The 26,349-nt window shown below is 27.2% G+C and carries 24 protein-coding genes and 2 tRNA genes; 13 read left to right on the forward strand and 13 right to left on the reverse strand.

Translation table 11 applies throughout. The features are described 5' to 3' along the window. Positions 1-15: 15 nt before the first annotated feature. The 4 genes from BLA33_RS01490 to BLA33_RS01505 all read right to left on the reverse strand — a co-directional run bounded on the left by BLA33_RS01490 (position 16) and on the right by BLA33_RS01505 (position 3,593). The gene (locus BLA33_RS01490; RefSeq protein ID WP_004790978.1) at positions 16-276 is read right to left on the reverse strand and encodes an HPr family phosphocarrier protein; all 261 of its coding nucleotides are present in this window, start codon (positions 274-276) and stop codon (positions 16-18) included. A gap of 138 nt (positions 277-414) precedes the next feature. After that, positions 415-1,284 carry an FAD binding domain-containing protein gene (locus BLA33_RS01495; RefSeq protein ID WP_004790886.1) on the reverse strand — a complete coding sequence of 290 codons (870 nt, stop codon included), beginning with the start codon at positions 1,282-1,284 and terminating at the stop codon, positions 415-417. Continuing rightward, positions 1,277-1,744 carry a hypothetical protein gene (locus tag BLA33_RS01500; protein ID WP_004792781.1) on the reverse strand — a complete coding sequence of 156 codons (468 nt, stop codon included), beginning with the start codon at positions 1,742-1,744 and terminating at the stop codon, positions 1,277-1,279. Before BLA33_RS01500 ends, BLA33_RS01495 begins: the two co-directional genes overlap by 8 nt. Further along, entirely contained in the window at positions 1,731-3,593 is a 1,863-nt protein-coding gene (locus tag BLA33_RS01505) for a hypothetical protein (protein WP_075226355.1), read from the reverse strand. The genes BLA33_RS01500 and BLA33_RS01505 overlap by 14 nt, the downstream gene beginning before the upstream one ends. 282 nt (positions 3,594-3,875) lie before the next feature. Here BLA33_RS01505 and BLA33_RS01510 point away from each other — a divergent pair, with 282 nt between their 5' ends. Further along, positions 3,876-5,363 (forward strand): hypothetical protein, encoded by a 1,488-nt coding sequence (locus tag BLA33_RS01510; RefSeq protein ID WP_075226356.1) that lies wholly within the window; start codon positions 3,876-3,878, stop codon positions 5,361-5,363. Between the two features lie 24 nt (positions 5,364-5,387). On the opposite strand, the gene ligA is transcribed toward BLA33_RS01510, so the two are convergent. Next, positions 5,388-7,370 carry an NAD-dependent DNA ligase LigA gene (gene ligA, locus BLA33_RS01515; protein WP_029346471.1) on the reverse strand — a complete coding sequence of 661 codons (1,983 nt, stop codon included), beginning with the start codon at positions 7,368-7,370 and terminating at the stop codon, positions 5,388-5,390. A 252-nt stretch (positions 7,371-7,622) separates the two neighbouring features. Here ligA and BLA33_RS01520 point away from each other — a divergent pair, with 252 nt between their 5' ends. Genes BLA33_RS01520 through BLA33_RS01545 form a run of 6 tightly spaced genes read left to right on the forward strand, consistent with a single transcriptional unit; the run spans position 7,623 to position 12,874 of the window. Next, complete coding sequence (locus tag BLA33_RS01520; RefSeq protein WP_004791346.1) at positions 7,623-8,003, forward strand: response regulator; 381 nt, start codon at positions 7,623-7,625, stop codon at positions 8,001-8,003. Between the two features lie 8 nt (positions 8,004-8,011). Then, entirely contained in the window at positions 8,012-8,431 is a 420-nt protein-coding gene (gene fliS, locus BLA33_RS01525) for a flagellar export chaperone FliS (protein WP_004790951.1), read from the forward strand. Beyond that, entirely contained in the window at positions 8,421-8,825 is a 405-nt protein-coding gene (locus BLA33_RS01530; RefSeq protein ID WP_029346472.1) for a hypothetical protein, read from the forward strand. The genes fliS and BLA33_RS01530 overlap by 11 nt, the downstream gene beginning before the upstream one ends. Further along, positions 8,822-11,548 (forward strand): DNA polymerase I, encoded by a 2,727-nt coding sequence (gene polA, locus BLA33_RS01535; protein WP_029346473.1) that lies wholly within the window; start codon positions 8,822-8,824, stop codon positions 11,546-11,548. The genes BLA33_RS01530 and polA overlap by 4 nt, the downstream gene beginning before the upstream one ends. Beyond that, positions 11,530-12,147 carry a dephospho-CoA kinase gene (gene coaE / locus BLA33_RS01540; protein WP_029346474.1) on the forward strand — a complete coding sequence of 206 codons (618 nt, stop codon included), beginning with the start codon at positions 11,530-11,532 and terminating at the stop codon, positions 12,145-12,147. Before polA ends, coaE begins: the two co-directional genes overlap by 19 nt. Next, positions 12,131-12,874, forward strand: coding sequence for an SPOR domain-containing protein (locus BLA33_RS01545; protein WP_075226357.1), 744 nt, complete (start codon positions 12,131-12,133; stop codon positions 12,872-12,874). The genes coaE and BLA33_RS01545 overlap by 17 nt, the downstream gene beginning before the upstream one ends. Here BLA33_RS01545 and BLA33_RS01550 read toward each other — a convergent pair. From BLA33_RS01550 to BLA33_RS01570, 5 genes are all read right to left on the reverse strand, one after another. Continuing rightward, a complete protein-coding gene (locus BLA33_RS01550; protein WP_029346475.1) occupies positions 12,857-14,224 on the reverse strand; it encodes an FGGY-family carbohydrate kinase in 1,368 nt (455 codons plus the stop codon). The genes BLA33_RS01545 and BLA33_RS01550 overlap by 18 nt on opposite strands. A 3-nt stretch (positions 14,225-14,227) precedes the next feature. Next, on the reverse strand, positions 14,228-15,448 hold the full coding sequence (locus BLA33_RS01555; RefSeq protein WP_004792718.1) for a ribose-phosphate pyrophosphokinase: 1,221 nt from the start codon (positions 15,446-15,448) through the stop codon (positions 14,228-14,230). 205 nt (positions 15,449-15,653) lie between these two features. Continuing rightward, entirely contained in the window at positions 15,654-16,304 is a 651-nt protein-coding gene (locus tag BLA33_RS01560) for a hypothetical protein (RefSeq protein ID WP_075226358.1), read from the reverse strand. A 101-nt stretch (positions 16,305-16,405) separates the two neighbouring features. After that, positions 16,406-16,933, reverse strand: a complete 528-nt coding sequence (locus BLA33_RS01565; RefSeq protein ID WP_029346477.1) for a tetratricopeptide repeat protein — start codon at positions 16,931-16,933, stop codon at positions 16,406-16,408. A 226-nt stretch (positions 16,934-17,159) separates the two neighbouring features. Next, complete coding sequence (locus BLA33_RS01570; RefSeq protein WP_004789464.1) at positions 17,160-17,387, reverse strand: KTSC domain-containing protein; 228 nt, start codon at positions 17,385-17,387, stop codon at positions 17,160-17,162. A gap of 297 nt (positions 17,388-17,684) precedes the next feature. Between BLA33_RS01570 and fusA the strand changes: the two genes are divergently transcribed. The 6 genes from fusA (at position 17,685) to BLA33_RS01600 (ending at position 21,873) form a co-directional block, all read left to right on the forward strand. Beyond that, complete coding sequence (gene fusA, locus BLA33_RS01575) at positions 17,685-19,766, forward strand: elongation factor G (protein ID WP_029346478.1); 2,082 nt, start codon at positions 17,685-17,687, stop codon at positions 19,764-19,766. 22 nt (positions 19,767-19,788) lie between these two features. Next, entirely contained in the window at positions 19,789-20,487 is a 699-nt protein-coding gene (locus BLA33_RS01580; RefSeq protein WP_029346479.1) for a Bax inhibitor-1/YccA family protein, read from the forward strand. A 42-nt stretch (positions 20,488-20,529) separates the two neighbouring features. Next, positions 20,530-20,928 (forward strand): bactofilin family protein, encoded by a 399-nt coding sequence (locus BLA33_RS01585; RefSeq protein WP_004791149.1) that lies wholly within the window; start codon positions 20,530-20,532, stop codon positions 20,926-20,928. Beyond that, positions 20,925-21,569, forward strand: coding sequence for a tetratricopeptide repeat protein (locus BLA33_RS01590; protein WP_075226359.1), 645 nt, complete (start codon positions 20,925-20,927; stop codon positions 21,567-21,569). The genes BLA33_RS01585 and BLA33_RS01590 overlap by 4 nt, the downstream gene beginning before the upstream one ends. 48 nt (positions 21,570-21,617) lie before the next feature. After that, a tRNA-Lys gene (locus BLA33_RS01595) sits at positions 21,618-21,690 on the forward strand. A 110-nt stretch (positions 21,691-21,800) separates the two neighbouring features. After that, a tRNA-Lys gene (locus BLA33_RS01600) sits at positions 21,801-21,873 on the forward strand. A 128-nt stretch (positions 21,874-22,001) separates the two neighbouring features. Here BLA33_RS01600 and BLA33_RS01605 read toward each other — a convergent pair. From BLA33_RS01605 to xth, 3 genes are read right to left on the reverse strand one after another with little or no spacing between them, the layout of a single operon-like run. Then, a complete protein-coding gene (locus BLA33_RS01605) occupies positions 22,002-24,803 on the reverse strand; it encodes a M16 family metallopeptidase (RefSeq protein ID WP_029346481.1) in 2,802 nt (933 codons plus the stop codon). Further along, positions 24,784-25,557: a hypothetical protein gene (locus tag BLA33_RS01610; RefSeq protein WP_029346482.1), complete on the reverse strand. Its 774-nt coding sequence runs from the start codon at positions 25,555-25,557 to the stop codon at positions 24,784-24,786. Before BLA33_RS01610 ends, BLA33_RS01605 begins: the two co-directional genes overlap by 20 nt. Next, on the reverse strand, positions 25,554-26,339 hold the full coding sequence (gene xth / locus BLA33_RS01615; protein WP_029346483.1) for an exodeoxyribonuclease III: 786 nt from the start codon (positions 26,337-26,339) through the stop codon (positions 25,554-25,556). The genes BLA33_RS01610 and xth overlap by 4 nt, the downstream gene beginning before the upstream one ends. Positions 26,340-26,349 lie beyond the last annotated feature (10 nt).

Here is a 26,349-nt window from a genome sequence, read left to right on the forward strand (position 1 = left end):
AAATCCTTCTAAAATTCATTCTTTAAAAGATTCGATAAGCTCCGCAAGCTCTGAAGCAGCAATCTCCTCATCCTCACCCTCAGCACATATCAAAAGCTTTTTACCTGCTGATAATTCCAAAGTTTGAAGCCTGAATAAACTTTTCCCGCTAACAGACTTGCCATCGGACTCTATTGTTATCTCGCTAGAATATTCTTTAGCTTTTTTTACAAAAGTTGACGCAGGCCTAACATGTAAACCGTTTACAGCCTTAATAATTGCTTCTTTTTTTACCATAAGTACAGAAACCCCTCATTATGAATATTATTTTTTTTGATTAACTTTTTACATTATAATACATAAAAATAAATTATATATTCCCTTTATATAAGAAATATAGCATAATAAAGATAGTAATTAAACTTATTCGAAATATTAAAAATTAAAATTCATTAATATATCTAAATAAAAATTCTTTATTAGCTTTAAATTTCTCTCTCCTATATTAAAATTTTTAGAATCTCTTATGTTTTTATCCAACATTTTAAGAGAATTTTCTATCTCAGAAAATGAAAGTGGCAAAGATTTGTTTAAAAGTAAAATCTGAAAATCCTTTATGACAATCACCTTATCATCATAAAATATCTTTAACAAAAAATCATTTATAACGTCTCTTTTTATGTTTAAAAGAATGCATATAAAGATAATGTCCGCTTCTTCTAAAATATCAAAAGATAAGGTATTGAAAAATACTTTATGATAAAAGCTTCTGTTATATAGATTCATCATTGGAAATTTAAATTTAGTAACAAGAACAGTACTTCGGTTTGCAATATACTCAGCTCTATTTAAATTATAAGCACTAAAAACATAAGTTTTTTTGGTTAAAACATTTTTAAACTCAATTTGTGCATCAAGGCTTAATAATAAAGGATAAATATCAAAAATAGTGTTTTTATAATAAAACCCATTTGCAAGGTTAATACTATTTAAATATATTTTATCATTAAATTTCGAAATAAATTCATAAAAAAGACTTGGAATATTTTTCTTACCAATCTTAAGTATCTCGTTGTAAGTAACACAAGGCCCCATCTCAAGAAAATTACCCCTTAAAGATACCTTATTAAATTTTTCAAAATTACCAACAAGAAAAAAATTATCAATAGGCGTTTCCCTATTAAATAAATTAGGATTTTTTTTAAAATCTAGCTCATTATAAATGATATAATTATTTAAATTTTTGTTAAATAAATTAGATAGTATATTAAAATTTTCAGGATAATAAACCTTTACATTAACCATTTTTTCTATACAATTCTTCAGCTTTCAAATAGAGAGATAAAAAAGTATTAACATCTATACAATTACATTTTAATGAATTTCTATAGCCTAAAATATCTGATTTGCTTACAATCTTGTTTTCCAAAAAGTAATAAAACAACAAAATATTGGACTCAAAACAATTGCTGCAAAAATTAAAATCGTCTTCTAATAAAATATTTTGCATGTATTGATAAAAACTTGTTTTCTTAAGTCCTTCAAGAGTAACTACACTACGACCATTTAAAATAAAAGCAGGAATTAAATTAGAATAAACAAGTCTAAAATCCAATAAAATTAAAAAAAATCTATTATTAACAATATACTCTAAACTATTACTTTTGGCAAAAAAAATAGAATCCAAAAGACTTCTGGTGCCCAAAGAAAGACTAATCTTTTTTGAAATACTCTCTCCATTTAGATTGAAATTAATTAATATCAATTTTTACACTCCAACTATTTAAAATTTCTTCAAAATTAAGAGGCGTGCTGCTTGCATTAAAATCAAATATCTGAATCAAAGCAGTTCGAATGGCAGAAACAGAAACGATAAAAAAACTTCTAAAAGAAAAAACAAACTCACCATCTTCAATAAACTCTAAGCTTAAACAATCTTCAATATCGCAATTTACATTAGCACTGCAAAATACATAATCAACTGCCAACCCAAATATTGTACGAATTCTTTTGTTATTTAACTTAAGCTTGGTAAATTTGCCTTGCTCTACAAAAAAACTTACATTAGTAAAAACAGCACTAAGAGAATAAAATTCAAATTTAAGTTCAACAGAACATCCAAGCACGCAATCATTAACATATTCAGTAGCCATTTTTTCTTTAAAAATAACAGGATATTCACTTATAAAGCCCTTACTTAACAAAGAAGAAAAATTATCCTTAATGGTTAAAATTGCTTTTTCAATCAAATAAGGATCTTTGAAAAGAAGACTATAAAAATTAGTAAAATCTAATGAACTCTCATCTATCAAAAAATTTATACTGTTATAGGCTAAGCCCAATGTTTTAGCTAAGCTATTTTTCAAATAGTTGCTTAAATTGTTGTCAATAATACTGTAAGGCAAAAATATATTTAATCTATCCTTATATAAGCAAGCAACAACATATTGCTCACCACTTAAAAAATAAGCGTTTGAATTCAAATAAGCAAAACCGACTCCCCTGCGACTAGTGTCAAAAATATCATAATTTTTATTAACACTTATAACAGAAGATTTCTTTATTAAAGAATTTTTTAAATCTAATCTTTTAAAAATTTTAAAAAACCTGCTATAATCACCTTTAATCTGTGTAAGCAAATAACCTATTGGCTCACAAGGCATCACTAAAGCAAGATTATAAAAATTAGAATAAATAAAATTATAAACAGAAGTCTCAAATGCCAAAAGATTGTCATAAAAAAATATGAAATCACTTTTATTTTCAACAAAAAAAATTTCTAAAAACCCATCAAAAAACAAATTTTTAAAAATATTATTAATAAATTTAAAATAAAACTTATATAAAAAATTTAAAGGTCTATTTATTATAATTTCTAAAATAACTTTTGAAAGCTTGTTATCTGCCAATAAACAATTAGAAACTGAAAAAGTTAAATTTAAATTATCCAAAATTCTAAAATGCCTTTTGTAGTAAATAACATTAACCCTTTTATTAATTTTTTTTGAAATTACAATGCCTTGCAAAATTGCATTAAAAGAAATAGGAAAAATAGAACTAGACCAGTAATTATTAAGAGAATTAATTTTGATTTTGTCTTTATTCACACCAAAATTTTCACTAATAAAAAATTTTAAAAAAGAAATATTGTCTACATTAGCATCAATAATTAAATTTTCAGAATCAAAAAATATTTTAACCAAAATAAAGTCATCTGGAAAACTATTGTAATCACTAAATTCATAACAAGCATTCAAAGCATTACAATCTCCAGATTCTTTCTTTTCAAATCCAGGGGAATAATTATTACTACCGTCACCAATTCTTAAATTAAAAAGAACACTTTTTTCTGCTTTTAGCAAATAATCCAAATTATCTGAATACAAAACCAAAGGAATTTGACCCTCAAAGCTTACTTTATTGTCAAAAAGCTTTAAATTAAATTCATTAGAATCAACAAAATCCCTGAACTTTAAAGTTATATTATCTTTATAACTGATACTAAAAATTGAACTTATATGTTCATCTACAAAGCTAAAATCTTCAATAAAAGAATCTTTAACATTGCAGCAAACTGGCAAAGCCCAAAATTCATATGCATCAACATTTGTCAAACTCGCAAACTCCAACTAAACAAAAAAATTTAATTAGTAAGAACATAGCATTGCATAAGTAAAAAGGAGTGAAAAATAAAACTTCAAAAACAGCTGACCTTACCAACATATGCAACAATCTTAAAGCAACTTAATAAGAAATTCACTTAAAACTAATTTGAAATCAATTCCGCTTGTCAATAAAAATAGCACCTTCGGTGTTTTTTTATCACTTTTGAGAAATGGACAAACTATGCTAACATTATAAATTATAGATGTTTTCTAAATAAAAACAAGGACCTTATGAATAAAACAAAAAATCAAAGCTTTAAGTATTTTATAATACTTTTATGTATATCATTATTTGGGGCTAATAATACAATAAATTACTCTAGCATTGAAATCCCCTTAGAAGACTTAAGTGAAGAATTTAAAGACATTGGAAATAAAAACGATCAAATAAATACCTCAAAAAATTTAAACAAAAACATAGTTTCTTATAAAGACCCCAAAAGGGGTAAAGAGCTAAAATTGCCAGAAAATATAAAAGATGAAAAATTGTTAAAAAAAAGAATGGATGAAAATGATCTAAAATCTATAATTGAAAATTATGAAAATAAAATTAAAAATATAGAAAAGCTTTTAAAAGCTAAAAATCAAAAAGCATCGTCAAATGAAAATAAAAAAATAGAATCAATCGAAAGAAAAGCAAAAAAATATGAAATTTTAACCAACAAATTAAAAAACGAAATAACAGAAATAAAAAAGCTCCTTAACAAAAGGTCCAAACCTAAAGAAGATGAAAATTATGAAAAAATAAATATTGAAAACATTGAAGAAGATGATGATGATTTTGAAGAAAATTATGAATATAATGATGAAATTGAAGAAATAAATGGGGACGATTATCCTTCTAATGAAGGAATAATAAATAACCTAAAAGAAAACCTTCATGCGAATGAAAAATATTATGCTATTAATGAAAAAAAAATCGATGAACTTGAAGACAGAATTAACGATAATGAAAATACTATTTTAGACTTGCAAAGAGAATTAAGAAATTTTAAAAAAAAAGATAACTCAGATAAAAACTTAGAAGAAATTGAAGAAAACCTATCTTCAATAGGAAGAATAATTAATGATCTAAAAGAGAAAATTAGCGCAAATGAAGCAATAAATAAAGAAAATCAAAAAAAAATAAGAACCGATAAACATAAACTCAAAGAATTAGAAGATAAAATAAAGGAAAATGAAGAGACTATTTTGAAACTTCAAAAAGAATTAAACAATTTTAAAAAAAAAGAAATTTCTCAAAAATCTTCAAACGAAGAAACTTTTATTCCAAGTGTTACAAACAAAAATGACGAGCTAGAAGAAAGTAATAAATTAGAAAAGAAATATTTCAAGCCTATAGAAAAAAATGAAAGCGAAGATCTAGAAGAAAAAGCCAAAAGCACTAAAAAAACAACTATGATCAAAACAGCAGATTTTCAAATCTACCCTGACATATACGTTAATAACTATAAATTTAAAGAAAAAGGGGATCAATTTGCATTTAAAAAAGAAAACACATACTATATTGAAATAGATCCAACCAATAATTTAAATGAAGCTCTAAAAAATCATGAAATAATCTCAAAATATAAATTTGAAAAATATTTCATTAATCCCACTCTAAAAAATAAAGAAGAATTTTTTAGGAACTTAATAGAAGTCAAAAATATCCACGAACTAGGAATTATGTATAAAAGCCTAAAGCCTGAATTTAAGCAAATAAAAATAATTAAATAAAAATTCAATCCTTTTAAATCTAAATCAATCTAAATAACTCTTTATGTCTTCAAAAGACATAATTTTTACATTCAAATTTAAAGCTTTTTCAAGCTTTGATCCAGCTTTTTCTCCTACAATAAGAAAATCTAAACCCTCAGTAACACAAGTTTTAAAAATTGCTCCTTTATTTTTTAGTTTGTCAATAACAATAGGCCTAGAATAATCTTTAAAAGTTCCAGTAATACAAAACTTTTTACCAGCTAATAACTTGTTGTCATCATCAATCAAAATAGACTCTTCCATTTTAAATCCCAAATTTTCAAAAAATTTAAACTTATTAAGCATTGTTGAATCATTAAAAGCTTCAATAATATTTAAAGCAATTTTCTCCCCTATTCCTTTAATTTTCAACAATGTTGAAAAAGCAAAATCCCTGTCTTGACAAAGCCTAAAAAGTTTTGAAAATGAATTTAAATTATTAAGAAATAATAACCTTATGGCATTTTCTCCCAACTCTTTAATTCCTATGCTAAGAAGTAATTTGCTAAATGGTTTTCTTTTGCTAGCTTCAATTGAATTTATCAAATTAAATACCTTTCTATCTTTAAAGCCTTTAAATTTAAGAAGTTTATAAAAATTAAATGTATAAAGATCAATTTCTGAAGAAATAAATTTTTTCTCAAAAAGAAAAGAAATAGTCTTATCGGAAAACCCTTCAATATCCATACAATTTTTACTACAAAAATATTTTATTTTCTCAACTGCTACTGAAGGGCAACTATTATTTGTACAAAAAAAATGTGCCCCTTCTTTTACTAAAACCGTTTTACAAGCTGGACAATTATCAGGAACCTTAAAAACTCCTTTTGAACATTTATTTATCACCATTTCAACAGCAGGTATTACATCTCCCCTTCTTGAAACTTTAACAATATCGCCAGCATTTAAACCAATAGATATTATATAATCTTGATTGTGCAATGTTGCGTTAGTAATAAAAGCCCCTGAAACAAAAACTTTATCAATATTGGCAACCGGAGTAATTTTGCCACTACGCCCAACCTGAACAACAATGCTATTTACCCTGCTAAAACCCGAAAGTGCTTCAAACTTATAAGCCATTGCCCATTTAGGATGGTGCAAGGTATACCCTAATTTTTCCCTTAAAACAAAATCGCTAACCTTAAGAACAACTCCATCTATTTCGTACTCAAAAGAATTTCTTTGTTTTGCTATATCTGCTATGTAATTTAAAATTTCTTTAATTGAACTTTTTTGATCAAAAAACCTAATCAAAGGATCGATCTTAAAGCCCAATTTTTTAAGTTTTGTAATAGCCAAATCATTGGTTTTAAACTCTAGTTCAGCATTCAAAAAATCATAAATGAAAATATTTAAAGGGAAATTAGCAACCTCTCTGCTATCAACCCTTCTAAGCATTCCCGAAGCTAAATTTCTAGAACTAGTATAAGGCTTTTCCAAAAATTTATTTATTTTAAAAAAATTTTCTTTAGTAATATAAACTTCACCCCTTAATACTAAATCAACCTTTTCGTCAAGAAATAAGGGGATATGCCTAATGGTTCTAATGTTTTTAGTAACATCATTGCCAAATTTCCCATTACCCCTAGTAAGAGCTTTTTCAAGAATACCATCTTTATAATAAAGAACAATAGAACATCCATCAATTTTTGGTTCAACGGAAATATTAAAAGAATTATTAAAATCAATCTTATCTATCCATGATTTTAGCAAATCAAGATCATAAACCTTGTCAAGACTTAATATAGGAACAGAATGTTCAACCTCTTCAAAGTTATTCAAAAGATCGCTACCAAATTTAAGAGTAGGAGAATCTAAGGTCTTATATTCGGGGTGCTTACTTTCCAACTCTTTAAGCCTTAAAATATGATTATCATATACAAAATCTTCAACACTAGGCAAAGAATCGACATAGTACTCTTTATCCCACTTTCTGATCAACTTCTTTAAGTTTTCAATTTCTTGCTGTATTTTAATGCTCATAGGGTAAAATTTAACATATTCTTTATTATTTTATCAAATAATCTAAACTCACTCACAAGCAAAAACCACCTTTTTATTATATAAACTGTAAAAGAGCACCACAAAACATATATCATTTATACTTATATTCAAATTAAAATAATCTTTAAATAAAAAGATCAATCAAAAAGACAATATTATAAAAATGTGAATTATATTTTAATTGTCGTTAAAGATATTTTAATATGTTAAAATGGATAGAGGAGTGTTCGTTTGGAAGAAGGCAAAAAAGCTTTAATAGCTGATGACTCACTTTTTATGAGAAAAAACCTAATAAAAATCTTAAAACAATTAGGATTTAAAGAATTCTTAGAAGCTGAAGATGGAATTCAGGCTGTTAAAGAATTTGAAAAACAAAATAATATTGATTTAATAACACTCGATATAACAATGATGGGAATGGATGGAATCACAGCTCTTGAGAGAATGTATGAAATTAATAAAAAATTGCTTAAAAAGGTTAATATATTAATGGTTACAGCCATTGGAAAGCAAGAATTAATACAAAAAGCTTTATCTCTTGGAGCTAGAGGATACATTACAAAACCTTTTAAAGAAGACCAAATAATAGAACAAATTAAACTTTTAGATTAGAGGAAATTTTGATAGCAAAAGAAACAATATATAAACAAACACAAATAAATACATCAAACCCCCTCTCAATATTGATAATGCTTTATGATAAAGCAATACAGGATTTAAAAATTGCCAAAGAACTTATAAAAGATGAAAATTGGCAAAATAAAATTAAAGCTAATGAAAAAATCTTTCATGCACAAGAAATCATTACTGAATTAATGTCAACTTTAAATTTTGAAAAAGGTGGAAACATCTCTACAAACTTACTCTCAATATACTCGTTTCTAAATAAAGAACTAGAAAATGTTCTTTTAAAAAAAGAAATACATAAAATTGACAATGTTATAAAACAATTACAAGAATTAAGCTTTACCTGGAAAAAGTTAAGAAAAAAAGAAAATAATGTTACTCAAAATAAATTAGGAATCAATATTGTCAGTTAATGAAATTTTAAAAAAATATTTTAGCAATTTATTATTAGAATTAAAAGAATTAAAGTTAATATTAACAATGGAAAGTAATGAATTACAAAGAGAAGAAATAAGAATATTGAATATAACCAATCCTAAAAAGGATTTAATATTAGAATCAATCAAAAGCTATTATAAAACAATAAATGCATGGTTGAAGTCCTCCAAAAACCAAAAATTGGATAATTTCGACCACTTGATTAAAGAAATTAACCTATTAAAAGAAGAAATATATATTAAATATCAAATTTGCTATAAATTATTACAAAAAATTGTAAATTCAAAAAGAAAAATCCCAAAAATTAAAAAACATCAAAGCTGCATTATAGTAAACAATTCACCTATAATGTTAGATATTAAAATATGAAAGAACTTTATCTAATTGACGCACTAAACATAATATTTAGAAATTATCACGTATTGAAAAATTATCCACTTTTAAACACACAAGGAGAAAATGTAAACGCATTTATCGGCTTTTTTAAAACATTATTTTTTATAATAAAAGAAAAAAATCCTGAACACTTGATCATTGCCTTTGACTCAGAAGTACCAACTTTTAGAAAACAAAAATATCCAAACTACAAAGCAACAAGAGATGCGCCTCCGAATGATTTAATACCTCAAATTGGATGGATAAAAGAGGGTCTTTTAAAGGCAAAAATACCAATCTTTGAAATCGAGGGCTACGAAGCTGATGACATTTTAGCTAGTTTTGCGAAAAAAGCTGAAAAGAATAACTATTTAACTTATATTATTTCTCCTGACAAAGACTTGCTGCAAACAATGTCAGAGTACATAAAAATACTTAAAATTGAAAACAACAGCTTTGTTGAAATGAACAATGAATACGTAATAAAAAAATTTGGAATAAATAGCTTTCAAATAAAAGATTATTTAGCTATTGTTGGAGACAGGTCTGACAATATACCTGGAATAAAAGGCATTGGATCAAAAGGAGCAGCAAATTTATTAAGAGAATTTAAAACCTTAAAAGGAATATATTCAAATTTAGAGCTAATAAATAAAAAACATCAAGAAATTTTAATTAAAGAAAAAGAAAACGCTTTTTTAAGCTACGATCTTGTAAGTCTTGAAGAAAATTTACAAATTCCAGAAATTGAAAACTTCTACTTAAAAAATTTTAGTGAAGAGATAATATCTTTGTTTGAAAAGCATTCAGCAGTTGCTCTAATAAAAACTTATAAAAAGGATATCTTAAAACAAAAAGAAGAAAATTTAGGCCAAAAAAGCCTATTTGAGCAAGAATATATCGCCAAAAGCTTAAATACCCTAAATACAATTGACACAGAAAATGTTAAATACCATTCAATAACAACAAAAAAAGAGCTTGACAATTTAATAGAAAGTCTAAAACAAGCTAAATACATATCAATAGACACAGAGACATCTTCGCTTGATACCTACACAGCAAAATTAATTGGAATTTCTATTTCATTCAAAGAATTTGAAAGTTATTATATTCCAATCGAAGCCAAAGGAAAATTTTACATAGAAAAACATTATATAATACAAAAATTTAACAATCTCTTTAAATCAAACCCAAAAATAATTGGTCAAAATTATAAATTTGACTATAAAATACTAAAAAATAATGGATTTAGCCCTATACCGCCTTATTTTGATACAATGATTGCAGCATACCTTATTGATACAAACTCAAAAGTATCGCTTGATTTTCTTGCAGAAAAATATTTAATGCATAAAAATATTAAATATGAAGATGTAATACAAAAAAATGACAACTTCGCAAATATATCTCTAGAAATGGCAACGAGTTATTCATGTGAAGATGCCGATATTACATTTAGATTATTCAATATATTTACTGAAAAATTAAAAGGGGACGGACTCTATAAGTTGATGCACGAAATAGAAATGCCTTTTAATAAGGTAATTATAGAAATGGAAGAAAATGGTATTTACCTTGATAAAAGGTATTTAAAAGAATATGGAAAAGAACTTGGAAAAGAATTGGAACTAATCGAAAACGAAATAATAAAAAGCATAGGAATTGATTTTAATCTAAATTCTCCAAAACAAATGCATGAAATTTTATTTGAAAAATTAAATCTAAAATTACCAGAGAAAATGAAAAAAGATTCAACTGATATAAAAGTGCTCGAATCTCTAAGAGAACAGCATAAATCAATTGAAAACCTCATAAAACACAGACGAATTGCAAAATTAAAGAGTACTTACACAGATAATTTAATAGAACTAATAAACTATAAAACAAACAGACTACATACAAGCTTTATACAAACAAGAACAGCAACTGGTAGAATCACTAGCATAAATCCCAACTTACAAAACATACCAATAAAAGATGAAAAAGGGCGAAAAATAAGAAAAGCATTTAAACCGGAAAATGGAAACATTTTTATTTCAGCTGATTATTCTCAGATTGAGCTCGCCATACTTGCTCATTTATCACAAGATGAAGCCCTTATTAAAGCATTTGAAAACAATAAAGATATTCATATAGAAACTGCTTCCAAGCTTTTTAAAATAGAGGAAAAAGAAATTACTCCTAACTTAAGAAGAATAGCAAAATCTATTAATTTTGGAATAATTTATAGAATGTCAGATTTTAGACTTGCAAAAGAGCTCGGAATTACAAAAGAAGAAGCAAAAGGATTTATAAACTCTTACTTTGACTCTTATCCGAAGATTAAAGAGTTTATAATAAATCAAATAAACTTCGTAAAAAACACTGGATATAGCGAAACCATCTTAAAACGAAGAAGATATATAAAAGAAATTAATAGCAATAATTATCTAGAAAGATCTGCTGCAGAAAGAATAGCAATAAATAGTGCAATTCAAGGAAGTGCCGCTGATATCATGAAGATTGCAATGATCAAAGTATTTAATGAATTTAAAAGTAAAAAAATGGAATCAAAAATACTATTACAAGTGCACGATGAAATGCTCATTGAATCTCCTATTAAAGAGGAAAATGAGGTGAAAAAAATATTAAAAATTATGATGGAAACCGCTTACACATTAAATCTACCCCTAAGAGCAAATATTGAAACAGGCAAATCATGGGGAGAAATCCATTAATTATTGGAATAACAGGAAGAATTGCATCTGGCAAAGATACTGTTTCTAAAATAATTAGCAATAAATATGGATTTTATGAAATAAGTGCAGACAAGCTTGGACACTTGGTCTTACATGAAAAAAAAGAAGAATTAGTTAAAATATTTGGTCAAAAAATATTAAATACCAGGAATGAAATAGACAGACTCTTGATAAGAAATCTTGTATTTAATGATAATAAAGAATTAAAAAAACTTGAAAGTATATCGCATCCAATCATATTTAATAAAATAAAAAAAATCCTAATTCAAAACCAATCTACAAAAATAATAATCAATGCTGCTTTACTTTTTAAAATAAATTTGGAAAAACTTTGCGACTATATAATTGTAGTTAAAGCAAATACTCCTATAATAAAAAATAGATTATCATATTCTATGCCAAGTATTGACTCAAATATAATAAATAAAATACTCGAAATCCAAAAAGATATTTTTTTTAAAAAAAATATTATAAACTTAAAAATAATCAATATAATTAATAACAAGAATTATGCATATCTAGAAAAAGAAATTGAAAAAAAAATGCGGGAGATAATTAACTATGAAAGATTTGAATGAAAACAATGATAATAATAAAGGATTTTTTGTAGCATTAACTTCGATTGCAACAGTTTGTATCATAATATTTCTTGGGACAATTATTTTCTTTCCAAACAAAAATTTGGCCTCAGATATTGCAGAGAAGAATATTGTTTTAGAAGAAGCCAAAGATCAAAACATTTTAGAAAACGTTGACGAAAATGAAAAATCTTTAAAGATATCTGAAACTCCAAATGAAATAATCATAGATTTAACACAAGATTTAAATAAAGGAAAAAAACTTACAAGCAAAACACCTAATACTTCTCAAAAATCAAAAACCATTGAAAAATCTCAACCCGTAGCCAAAAAAATACCCAATACTTCTCAAAAATCAAAACCTATTGAAAAATCTCAACCCGTAGCCAAAAAAATACCTAATACTTCTCAAAAATTAAAACCTATTGAAAAATCTCAACCCGTAGCCAAAAAAGCTTTAGATATTGATAGCGTATATAACCCTAATACAGAATATTACATACAATTTGTATCACTCTCAGACCCAATCAATGCAGACAACTATATTCAAAAATTACTCAAATATAATATAGTTGCCAAAATATATTCTGCAACAGTGGATAATAAAGATATTTACAGAGTAAGATCTGGTCCTTATAAAACGAAATCAGAAGCAAAAGCAGACTTTAAAAAAATAACAGGAATAAGCGAATTTAAAGAAACTTATATATTACCCGTTAACAAATAGACTATAATTATTAATATATTTTTGATATTTTTCTAAATATTCTTCATGAATCTCACTAATAGGCGAAACAACATGCTTAATCTTTGCAAGCTTTAGAAAAGAATCATTCAAACTGCCAAATTCTCTTAAAGAATAGAATGCTTGAATTGCTCCCCCAATAATCTCTGAATGCTTAAAATCAAAAATCTTTAAATCTTTGCCAATAATATTTGCTTTTATTTGATTTAAAAACAAATTATCAGAATTAGATCCACTAACAAAAATACTCAAAATTTCTTTTTTATAGGCTTTTAACTCTACCAATCTGTTGTAAAAAGCAAAACATACAAACTCAAGTATTGCTAAACCAATCTCTAACGGATTTTTAATACTACCAAAAATTCCTTTACTTAAATCTTTACAAATATAAGGATCTAAAATAAATAGATCATTAAAAAGTTTAATTTTGCTTGGATAAAAGTATACATTATTTAAAGTGGCACTGTTAACAATCTTTTTTAAAAGAGCCTCAAAAGTCAAATTTTTTTTATAAAAACTGTCTTTTAATAATTGAATCAAATATCCAAAAGGAACAATTCTCCCAACAATAAAATATCCTTCTAAAAAATAAGGATATTCCAAAGAAAATCCGGGTAAATATGCACTTGAAACAAAATTAAACCCTTCACTTGTACCCATTCTATTTGATACAATTCCCTCTTTAAAAGCACCGCTTCCTACTAAAACACTCAAATAATCTGATCCCGCATTAATTACACTAATTCCGCTATTTAGTCCAAATTCAACTCCTGCTTTATAGGTTACAACGCCAACATTTTCCCCCATTTTTATAAACGGAGGAAATTTGTTCTTATCAAGTCCATATTTTTTTATCTCTATATCATCCCAAATAAAGGGAATGTACTCTATGCTTGGGAAACTTGTAAAAAGCTTTCCTGTAAGCAAATAAATAAAATACTCAAAACAGGAAACAAAATAGCTTATTTTAGAATATGTGCCTCTTTCAACCGTACTAAGCACATAGGGCAAAAATACAGACTTTCCTCTAAAATAGGGCTTATTTTTTTTAAGGGAATTCCAATGTAACACTTCTAAAGGAATTAAATTTGAATTTAAAGCAATTAAACATGGTGAAATACCACTAATAGAAATGCAATCTATTTTGCTAGACTGAAAATTGGATATAGCCTTTTTAAAAGAAAAAAGCCATATATTGAAGTCAAAATTTTCGAAATCGACATCAAAATAATCCGAATAACTAACATCAATATAACTTAAAACTCCATTTTCAGAACTAACTAATGCTGCCTTTAAAACACTAGTGCCAATATCAATACTAAGGGAATTCATAAACTAGCCCTTAGTAATCAATTTTTGAATATCGTCTCTTCTATCAAGAATCTTTTGTAAACCAACTTTATTATAAATTGCAAATATTGCATTCGCAAAAAGATGTGCAACATTAGTTTCATGATACCAGGGTTTATTTATTAACTCATCATTATGACAAACAGCATTCGTTCCAATTATTTTATAAAAATACCCTTCCTCATAAGCTTTGTCAAAATATTTAATAGCATCTCCATTGAAAAAGGGCAAACTAATCCCACATATAATCTTTTTAGCGCCCATGCTTTTAAGCAATTTCATTGCCTTAATCAGAGTGCCCCCAGTAGCCAACATATCATCACTCATAAAAACATTCTTACCTTCAACATCTCCTAAAAGTTTGGTTACAGAAATATTTGAATCAGTAACATCATTTGAAACTCTTGAATAATCTCTCTCCTTATAAAGCAAAGCAAGAGGACTCTTAAGACTTGATGCAAAAAATTTATTTCTACTTACAGCACCTGTATCAGGTGAAACAATAACTAAATTAGAATCTCTGATGTCAATCAAATCCCCAAGAGACTTAAAGATTTCATAAGAAACATTTAAATTTTCAAAATAAACCTTTCTAAATACATTCTCAATGGCCTTTGAATGAATGTCCAAGGTTAAAATATGCCTAATTCCCAACTCTTCTAAAAATCTTCCAATAAGACTTGCCGTTAAACATTCTCTTGAATGTTTTTTATCTTGCCTTGAATAAGGATAAGATGGAATAATAACACTAACTGAGTTGGCTTTAGCCTGCATACAAGCATCTATTGTTGTCATTAAATTCATTATATGATCATTAACTGTCATAATAATTTTTTCACTACTATTTATCTCAACTTCATAAGTATTAGCAACATCCTGGACAATAAAGATATCCTTATTCCTAATTGTTTTTAAAATTTCAGTTTTAAATTCACCATTGGCGAATTTAACAAATTTTACAGGAATTTCTAAAGGCTCTTTACTTTTAAAAGTAGATAAACTAAGCCCTTCTAAAAAAGGAGATAAAACTTTTTCAATCTTAAAAATTTCCTCCTTTAAGGCTTTAGAATCTTGACATATACTATCTACAATATCATTTTCAACATTTATAAATATTCGTTCAAGCTCTTCTATTATTTTATTGGCGAAAACTTTGCCCCCAGGACAAGCAATAATTCCTATTGATTTTTTTTTAAGTAAATTCACCTAACTCCTCGTTATTTTTTTAAAAAATACCTTAACAACTTTCATTTGACAATTAATATAATTTATAAACACGAAAATAACTAAAAATTTTTTAAAGCAAGGTCATTAAAATAATTTAGCTTTAATAATAAAAAGAAAAATCGAAAAATCCTATTAATATCAAAAACAAATATTATGCATAATCCTAAAAACAAAATTGACTAAACTATACAATTCCAAATTCAAATCCTATCCCAAACTTAAAATCAGAAAATTTAAAGTTTTGAATATTCCAAACATAGTAACCTTCAAGAATTAAAAAAGAAAATGAAAGCCTAGCACCAATATCCCAACCTATTGTTCCCATTTCTGCTAAAACAGAATCTGCAGCAGCAGTAGCTATATTAATTTTAGGACCTGTGAAAAACGCTAAAGCCAAAACAAAAAAATCTAATTTTGTATAAAATCTCGGTGTTATTGCCATAACAAACGAAAAATTTTCATTTGCAGTTCCATCTGAACGCTTTATTACTTTAAAAAGGTTTATGTCAAACATGAGCTCACCTCCAATAGAAACAAAATCATCAAATTTAGCACCAAATTGAGCATAAGTCCCATATCTTAATCCAGCTTTAGCAATATTGGCCAAATCGGAAAATTTTTGAACTATACCTTCTTTTTCCATTGGGGATAAATCTGAAGGCAAATTTTGCTTAAGCTTTGCATTAATCTCTAAAGCCTCATTATAAAAGCTTGAAAAGGGACTAACAGGAAAAGCAACCCCACCACCAAAATTAAATTCAAAATTAGTATCTGCAAAACCATTAACCACAAAAATCCCAAATAAACATAAAATTAAAAATTTAAGCCTCATCATATACAAAATCTCCTACAAAAATTTATGAAAAATAAAACAGAGTTTATATTGCATACCTTATTATATAATAATTATGACAAAGTAAAAAAGTAAGCAAAAAATTAACCCTTGATAATAGAAGAAACTATTTCTTCAACACCGCTTGGCATAGGATGATTTAGCTCTTTATATCTTAAAATATATTTTTTTGCATTCTTTTTATCGCTCTTTAAATGATAAATGTAAAAAATATTAAATAGCGCCTCTTTATTTGCAGGTGCAAATTCTAGAGTTTTTAAATAATAAATCAAAGCATTATCTAAATCATTTTTTTTAAAGAATAAATATCCTTTCAAATTAATTAACAAAATATTTTCTGGATCTTCTTTTATAATGGAATTGAGTTTCAACTCAGCTTCTACATATTTTTTCAAATTAATGCAAGCTAAAATAAAATTGTAACTTGAATCATTGCCAGCATTAATATTAAATTTAATAGATTTTTCATAAAGCAAAACAGAAGTCTCATTATTACCAAGCTCTTCATTTAATTTAGCAAGCTTATAATATTCACCTGATATGTTTTGATATTCCCTAGAAATAGAGCTGCAAGACAAAATAAAAACAATAACAAATAGTAATTTATACATAAAAAATTTACCTAAATCCTTAATACTAATTTAAATTATTTAAAGCAGTAAACTAGCGCTAAATCTAACAATAATCAAAATATTAAACTTCAATGTTATTAAAATTTAAAATTAAACAAACCATATTGATGATTATAGAATAAAATTTATTACTCTAAAAGCTAACCATAAAATAAGCCCTCCTGTTTAAAAACAAAAGGGCTTTTAATACTATCTAAAAAACAAATTAAAGCTTTTCTTGGTCATACTTGTTAAATATATTTTCTGTTAAATATTTGCCAACTGATCTTTTGTCCTCAATAAGTTTAGATATTACACTAAAATGTCTTGGTTCGATCTTAAAATACTTATAAGCTCTTCCATCCTTAAAAAATACAGAAAGCTCAGACACAGAAGAATCATAACCTACCTGTGATATTTTGCTCAATTCATTAGATATTGTTAAAGTTTCCAACTCAAATTCCTCCAAATAATTATCTTAGGAGTATAATAATAAAGTAAGAGTTAATTCACTAAATAAAAAATTTTAATCAATAAAATCAAAATCTACTAAATGATATATTCCCTAATATAAGGATATACATTAATGTAACTTTAATCAAGCAAACTGCAAACATCGTGTTAAATAGTTTAAACTTCAAAATATTTAATAGTATAAAATGCTATGAGATAGATTTTTAAAAAAAAATTTTGTAAAATTACTAAGATAGTTAATCTTCTACTCAAATGTCATCAGGAGGAACAATGTCTAATGGACTACAATAAATTACGAAACATAGGTATCAGCGCTCACATCGACTCAGGAAAAACCACTCTTACAGAACGCATTCTTTTTTATTGCAACAAAATTCATGCAATTCACGAAGTAAAAGGTAAAGATGGAGTTGGCGCAACAATGGACTCAATGGAACTTGAAAGAGAAAGAGGAATCACAATAGCATCAGCTGCAACTCACGTTGAATGGAAAGATTTTCCAATAAATATTATTGATACACCAGGTCACGTAGATTTTACAATTGAAGTTGAAAGATCTCTTAGGGTGCTTGACGGAGCAATATTAGTTCTTGACTCTGTTGCTGGAGTTCAATCCCAATCAATAACTGTTGATCGACAACTTAAAAGATACAGCGTGCCACGCCTTGCATTTGTAAACAAATGCGATAAAATTGGAGCAAATCCCTACAATGTAAAAGATCAACTAAGATCAAAACTTGACTTAAACTCCGTTTTAATGCAAATTCCAATTGGGTTAGAAGATAAACATATTGGAGTTATAGACCTTGTATTAATGAAAGCCTACTATTTTGAGGGAAAAGATGGAACAGAAATAATAGAAAAAGAAATACCCTTAGATCTATTAGAAGAAGCAAAAAAGAAACGAGAAATAATGCTTGATGCTCTTGCAGACTTTAATGATGAACTTATGGAACTACACATGGAAGGTAAAGATGTCCCTATTGAAATAATATACAATGCAATTAGAACAGGAACATTGGCTTTAAAATTATGCCCTGTATTTATGGGTTCTGCTTATAAAAACAAAGGGGTGCAATTGCTCTTAGATGCTGTAACTAGATTTTTACCATCCCCTCATGATATAAAAAACACTGCTCTTGACCTCAATAATAATGAAAAAGAAATCGATCTTAAAATTGACAACGATCTACCAACTGTGGCTCTTGCATTTAAACTTGAAGACGGACAATACGGCCAATTAACCTATGTTAGAATCTATCAAGGAACTTTAAAAAAAGGACAAGAACTTATCAACTCAAGAACTTCTAAAAAATTCAAAGTCGGAAGACTTATCAGAATGCACGCTAATAATACAGAAGATATTGAATTTGGAGGAAGCGGTGACATTGTTGCTTTATTCGGAATAGAATGTGCATCAGGAGATACATTTTGTGATCCATCAATCAATTATTCAATGACATCAATGTTTATTCCAGACCCAGTAATTTCTCTTTCTGTAAAACCAAAAGACAAAAAATCTGCTGACAATATGGCTAAAGCTCTTGGAAGATTTACAAAAGAAGATCCAACATTTAAAACTTATGTTGACATTGAATCAAACGAAACAATAATTCAAGGCATGGGAGAACTACACTTAGAAGTTTACATTGAAAGAATGAAAAGAGAGTTTAAAGCAGAAGTTGAAACCGGCATGCCACAAGTAGCCTATAGAGAAACAATTACAGGAAAAGCTGAATTCAATTATACTCACAAAAAGCAATCTGGGGGAGCTGGTCAGTTTGGACGAGTTGCTGGATTTATGGAACCTCTTAATAAAGAAGGAGAAACATATGAATTTGTTAATCTGATAAAAGGAGGAGTAATCCCAACAGAATACATCCCATCATGTGACAAAGGCTTCCAAAAGGCAATGGAAAAAGGAACATTAATTGGTTTTCCAATAGTTGATATAAAAATAACAATCAATGATGGCCAATATCACATTGTTGACTCATCTGATATTGCATTCCAATTAGCAGCAATTGGTGCTTTTAGAGAGGCTTATGAAAAAGCAAAACCTACAATTCTTGAGCCAATAATGAAAGTTACCCTTGAGGGGCCTACTGAATTCCAAGGAAATATGTTTGGACTTTTAAACCAAAGAAGGGGAATAATAACAGGTTCACTAGAAGATGGAAGTTTTTCAAAAGTTGAAGCTGAGGTGCCTTTAAGTGAAATGTTTGGATTTTCAACAGTCCTTAGATCCTCTACCCAAGGAAAAGCAGAATTCTCAATGGAATTCTTAAAATATGGAAAAGTTCCAAGCGCCATATTTGATGAACTTCGCAAAAAATTTAACGATCAAAACAAATCTTAAACAATAATAAGGAGGCTTTATTATGATCGACTTAACACAAGAAAAACAAGAAATATTAATAAAAAATAAATTTTTAGCCAAAGTTTTTGGGCTTATGTCAATTGGACTTTTAATTTCAGCAATATTTGCATATGCAACCTCAGAAAATCAAGCAATAAAAGCAATAATATTCTCAAATCCAATGTCATTTATGACTATAATACTTATGCAATTTGGACTTGTATATGCAATAAGTGGCGCTCTTAATAAGATATCAAGCAATACTGCAACAGCTCTTTTTCTACTCTACTCAGCACTAACAGGAGTAACATTATCTTCTATATTTATGATTTATACACAAGGATCAATAGTATTTACATTTGGAATTACTGCTGGAACATTTCTTGGAATGTCTGTTTATGGATACACTACAACAACAGATCTAACAAAAATGGGAAGCTATCTAATAATGGGCTTATGGGGAATTATTATTGCATCTCTTGTTAATATGTTTTTTAGAAGTTCAGGCCTTAATTTCCTTATATCTATTTTAGGCGTAATCATATTCACAGGACTAACAGCTTATGACGTTCAAAATATTGCTAAAATGGATAGAATGCTACAAGACGATACTGAAATAAAAAATAGAATGGCAGTTGTAGCATCACTTAAGCTTTATTTAGATTTTATAAATTTATTCTTATATCTTCTAAGATTTTTGGGCCAAAGAAGAAACGACTAAAATAACAATAAAAAAACATTTTTATGAAAAATTCAATCAAAAATGAATGCTTTTAAGTTAAAGCATTCATTTTTAGAGGTTTCAATGAGCATAGATAGTTTAGAATTCGAAGAAAGTAGTACTCAAAATGTAATTAAAAAAAATTTTGAATTTGAAGGATATATTGAAAGTAATAAACCAATAATAATAGAAGGAAAGCTTAAGGGCTTAATAAACTCATCAAACTCAATCTATCTAAGGGAAAAAGCTAGTGTTGAAGCTGAAATAAAATGCCAACACCTACTAAATCATGGAAAAATAAAAGGAAATATTGAGGCTTTAAAAACAATTAAAATCTACAAAACCGGCAAATTAATAGGAAACATTAAAACCAAAGAACTTTTTATTGATTCTGGAGCAATATTTAAGGGGAATTGTGAAATGGAGGATTTTGAAGAATGAAATTCTTTTTTCTATTACAAATAACTTTAATTCTGCTATCCAATTCAATCTTATTATTTGGACAATCGCAGCTTAAGGAAAAAGAAGACTCCCTCCTTCTCTATAAAGAAGGAAAATTTAAAGAAGCTATTTCAAATACGTTAGAAGAAATTCGGTTAAGTCCTAACAACTTAGATGCTAGAACAATATTGATATGGAGCTTAATAGCTATAGGAGAATACAAAAGAGCTGAAAAAGAAGCTATTGTGGGTCTTGGCATTAAAAAATATGACATAAGAATTATTCAAGCACTAGGAGAAGCTTATTTTTTCCAAAAAAATTATGAGAATGCATTAAAATACTTTCAAGAATATATTAGCCTTGATTCCAAGGGCGCAAGAATAATAAAAGTTTATAATTTGATTGCAGATTCCTTCTATGAGTTAAAAAGATATAATGAAGCAGATTTTGCATACGAAAATGCATTACGATTTGCTCCTAATAACCAAAATTTATTAATAAAATTAGCAAGATCAAGAATAAATGCAAATAATAAAATATTAGCAGAAGAAGCACTAATTAAACTCCTTACGATCTCTCCTAATAATCTAGAAGCAAAAAATTTACTAGAAGAATTAAAAAAAAACAACAGTAAACCTTGACATTCAATTTATAAAAACTTATTCTTATTGTTAGCAAATTAATAAACTGGGCTGCTAGCTCAAGTGGTAGAGCATCGGACTCTTAATCCGTTGGTTACAGGTTCAAGTCCTGTGCAGCTCAAATTGTTAAGTGCCTTTTTGGTATAAAGTTCTTAATTTTTATGCTAATTTAACTTGACATTATTGGAAATTAAATATACTATTAATTTTGATAGTCATAAAATGACTTTTGGGCTCATAGCTCAGGTGGTAGAGCAGCGCCCTTTTAAGGCGTTTGTCGTAGGTTCGAGTCCTACTGAGCTCATTTTTGTCCTCTTCGTCTATCGGTCAGGACTCCAGGTTTTCATCCTGGCAAGAGGGGTTCGATTCCCCTAGAGGATGTCTTTTAAGAAAAAGTTATATTTAGTCTTTTAGATTTCCAATAAACATAACCTATTCGGGTATTAACAATATCTCTGCTTTTTCGTTAAGATTAATTTTCTTAAAAAATTTATTTATCAAATCTTTGCTTAAATTTGTCTCTATAAACTTAACACCAAAATTATTTTTAAATACTCCATGCCAGGATAATGATGCTAATATATTTGAAATCCAATAACTATTTTTTTCTGAATTTATCTTTGTATTTTTAATATAATTCTTCTTAACATAAGAAAAATCTTGATCATTAAAATCTATTTTTTGCCTTTCGATCATATAGCGATTAATAGAATTCAAAACATTATCCAACTCTTTGGGCTCAGTAGTAAACAAAATAGACAAAATACCATCGGAATCTACATATTTCCTTAAATTGGAGTCAAAATAAGCTTGAATTGAATAAACACTCGACATTTTTTCTCTAATATTTTTTATAAGATCATCCGTTAAAAGATCCGCTAAAGCATTTAAATTTAATGAGGTTTCTTCTAAATAATTAAATTTAAAAGGATAAACCACATAAGCAAAGCTAGTTGAATCTTTTCCCTTCCTTATAACTGTTTTATTAAAATTTGTACTATAAGAATAATCTAAATCTTTATACTCGCTTATTTTTTTAAAGTTAAGATTTCCTAAATATTTCTTTGAATAAGCTTTTATTGTCTCAATATCTGAATCTCCAACAAAAACAAACTTAAAATTATTTGCATAAGTAAACCTTTTCTTATAAAAAGATAAAATATTTTCTTTTGTAAAATATTGCAAATCACTCTCTTTTGCATCTTCAAATCTAGGATCATTATTGTTTAAAAATTTACTAATAGCTTTGTTAAAATGATATTTAGAATTATTTTCATTGGTCTTTATTAATGCTTTTATATCATTAATAGCATTTTGCAAGAAAACATCATCTATTTTGGGTGCCTTAAAAGTAAAATATATAAGCTCAAAAAGAGTTTCAAGATCTTTTTTATCTGAACTTCCAACAATATATGATTCTTGGGCTCCAACGCTAACATTTAAAGAAACAGCTTTATCTGATAAATATTTTTCAATCTGCAATGCAGAATAATCACCGTAGCCTGAACTAGATACTACTCCAGGAGCAAAAGTTAAAACAGAAATAAGCTTTGGATCCTCATTGATTAAACCTCCCCAAGAAGTTGCTCTAAAATCAATTACACCTTTTTTTTGATCATTATATTTAAAATAAACTTCAACTCCATTTTCAAGAACAAATGATGAAATTTTATTTTCAAGCTCATTTTCTCTAATAATATCTTTATTTTCTAAAGACTCTTTAAAAAATTTACCTTCAATTGAAGAATTCTCATAAGGCTTAAACTCTCTTTTTAAAGCTATCTTTTGAAGCTTATCAACGTCTTCAAAAGCCAAAGTAGGATGTACTCTTCCATTATAAGAATAAAAAATTGCACAATTTTTCACATCAAACTCTTTTCCTACAAGATTGTTTATTGTCTTTAAATTAATTTTTTCTAAATATTGTAAAGAAAGATCGCAATATTCACTCATATCGAATTTATTAGAACCAGCAACAGCAATGTCTATTAAATCTTCAAAAATAGCCCCTGAATTTGTTTTATTTATATTATCTTTTTTTAATGACAAAAATTTAAAAAATTGAGATCTAACTTTTTCAAACTCACCCTGGGTAAATCCAAATTTTCTTATTCTCTCAAGCTCATAAAAAAAGTCTTCTATTCCTTCATTCAAATAATCTGGATTAAAGTTTAAGGAAATTGATCTTGCAACAATAGTATTGTTATCTGATTTGAATGAAAAAAAATCTTTATTTGAAACATTTTTAAAATGCTTTACCCCAGCAGTCTTTAATTCAGAAAATCTATTTTCAAAAAGAGCAGCCAATAAAGAACTTTTAATAGCATTTAAAACGTCATTTTTAGTCTGTTCTACGTTAACAATTTCCTTTTTAAAGAACATTAAACTGGGTTCCCCTACTTCCAAATCTTCTAAAAGTAAAAACTTATCTTTAAGCTTTACATCTAAATTTACTTTTACCTTTTTAATTTTATCAGTTGGATTTTTCCAAGAAATAAATTGTTTCTTTATTTTCTCTTCAATTTCTCTAGGATCAATATCTCCTACCACAATAACACTTGCAAGTTCTGGCCTATACCACTTTCGATAAAACTTTTTGAAATCTTCTGGCTGAAAAGACAAAATTCGCTCTTCAAGTCCAATAGGATTCCTAAATTCATAAATACTTCCACTTGCCAAAAACTTATACATTTTTTCATAAATTCTTCTAGGATAAGTTTCACTAAACTTTTTTTCCTCGATAATAATATTACGCTCCAAATCTATTTCTTCTTTCATGAAGCTGATTTGAGAAGCCCAGTTCCTCAAAATATTTATAGATTCATCAATTTCATCTTTATTGTTACCATCTGACAAATCAAGTCTATAATAAGTGAAATCGAAACTAGTGGCAGCATTAATATCAGCACCAAATTGCATTCCAAATTTTTTAAGAACATTGATAATGGAATTCCCAGGATAATCTTTTGTACCATTAAAGGCCATATGTTCAAGATAATGAGCAATGCCCCTCTCATTATCTTCTTCATTAATAGAGCCGACATTAAAGACAATTCCCATATTAACAACATTCTTTGGGGTTTGATTTTTATAAATATAATAGCTAAGTCCATTAACAAGTTTTCCCTTTACTAAGTTTTTATCTAGCTTCAACTCATTAGAAACACAGGAAAAGAAAAAAAATAGAAAAACGCTTGTAAATTTCCAATAACTTTTAATTCTTTGACAATTCATTTGCACTCCCTTTTTTTGAATTTATTTTTTCAGAATAAATTTTATTTAATGTTTTTGAAATAGATGAAAATCCAAAATCATTCCAATCTTTTAAACTCTTTAGCTTGGAAATTGGAAATAGCTCATAAAATAAAAACAATAGCTCTTCTTTGCTTAATTTTGGAATATCATTTAAGTAAACCTTTTTATTAAAATCTTCAAGATAAACATAAGGATTTGAGCGCTTATCTAGAATAAATTTATTTAAATTAGGCATTAAAATGCTTTTATTATAAATTTCAATAGTAGTATATTCACTTGGTACATCATTATAAAAATCGTTATTCAAAAAAGAATCTAAAATAATAAATTTATTATCCTTAAACCCCACATTTCTTCCATCTAAAGTCTTTAAAAGCCCATCCTTACTAATATGAACTAAAGTATTTAAATCCTTTGTAGCGTTAAAAATAAGCCTTGCATTGTTATAAACTTTAGATTCTCTTAAATGCTTAATATTACTATCTACTGTTAATTCTTTGTCATTTTTTAATAATAAATTAATATTTTTTTCTTTTAACGCTTTATAAGCTAATTCAATATACTCTAAAGCACAACTATTTGCCAAAGTAAGTTGCTCTCTCTTTAGCAAATTAATAAGAAACATCAATTCTTCCTTTTCAAGACTACGGTAAAAATCAAAATCATTTAAATTAATGCCAAAACTAAAAATAGCACTAAATATTAAATAAAAAATTGCAATGTTTTTTTTCAATCTAGCTTCCTCCCTTTATTAACTACATCAGCCAACTCTAAAAAAACAGGACAATGGTCGCTTCCCATTACTTTGTCTAAAATTAGAGATTTTTTAACATTTCTCTTAAAAAATTCATTAACAATAAAATAATCAATTCTCCAACCCATATTTCTCTCCCTTGCTCTTGTTCTATAGCTCCACCAAGTATAATAACCGGGTTCCTTATTAAATATCCTAAATGTATCCACATATCCTTTGTTTAAAAAACGATCTAGCCAAGTCGTTTCTTCAATATAATATCCGGGAGAGTCTCTATTAGAATCAGGACTTATAAGGTCAATCTTGGTATGAGCAATATTAAAATCACCACAAATTACCACATTTTTCCCACCATTTACAAGAGAATCTATAAGATTCTCAACATAAGATAAAAAATTAAGTTTATAAACAAGCCTTCTTCTTAAAGCTTGAGAATTAGGAAAATAACCGTTAATCAATACAAAATTATCGTAGTATGCTATAAGCCCCCTACCTTCATTGTCAAAAATTTCTTTTCCAAGTAAATTTACAGCAATAGGCTTAACTTTAGAGTAAATACAAACACCACTATAACCTTTAATCTTTGACTTTGAAAAATAAGAATAATAATTTTCAAGAATTAAATCCCTTGGCAACTGCTCTTTCAAAGCTTTAGTTTCTTGAACACATAAAATATCTGGAGTATATTCTTGTACAAACTCAAGAAAACCTTTCTTGAAAACGGCTCTAATTCCATTTACATTCCATGAAATTAATTTCATAAATCCTCTC

Origin of the sequence: Borreliella garinii (genome assembly GCF_001922545.1) — a bacterium.
GTDB classification, from domain to species: domain Bacteria; phylum Spirochaetota; class Spirochaetia; order Borreliales; family Borreliaceae; genus Borreliella; species Borreliella garinii.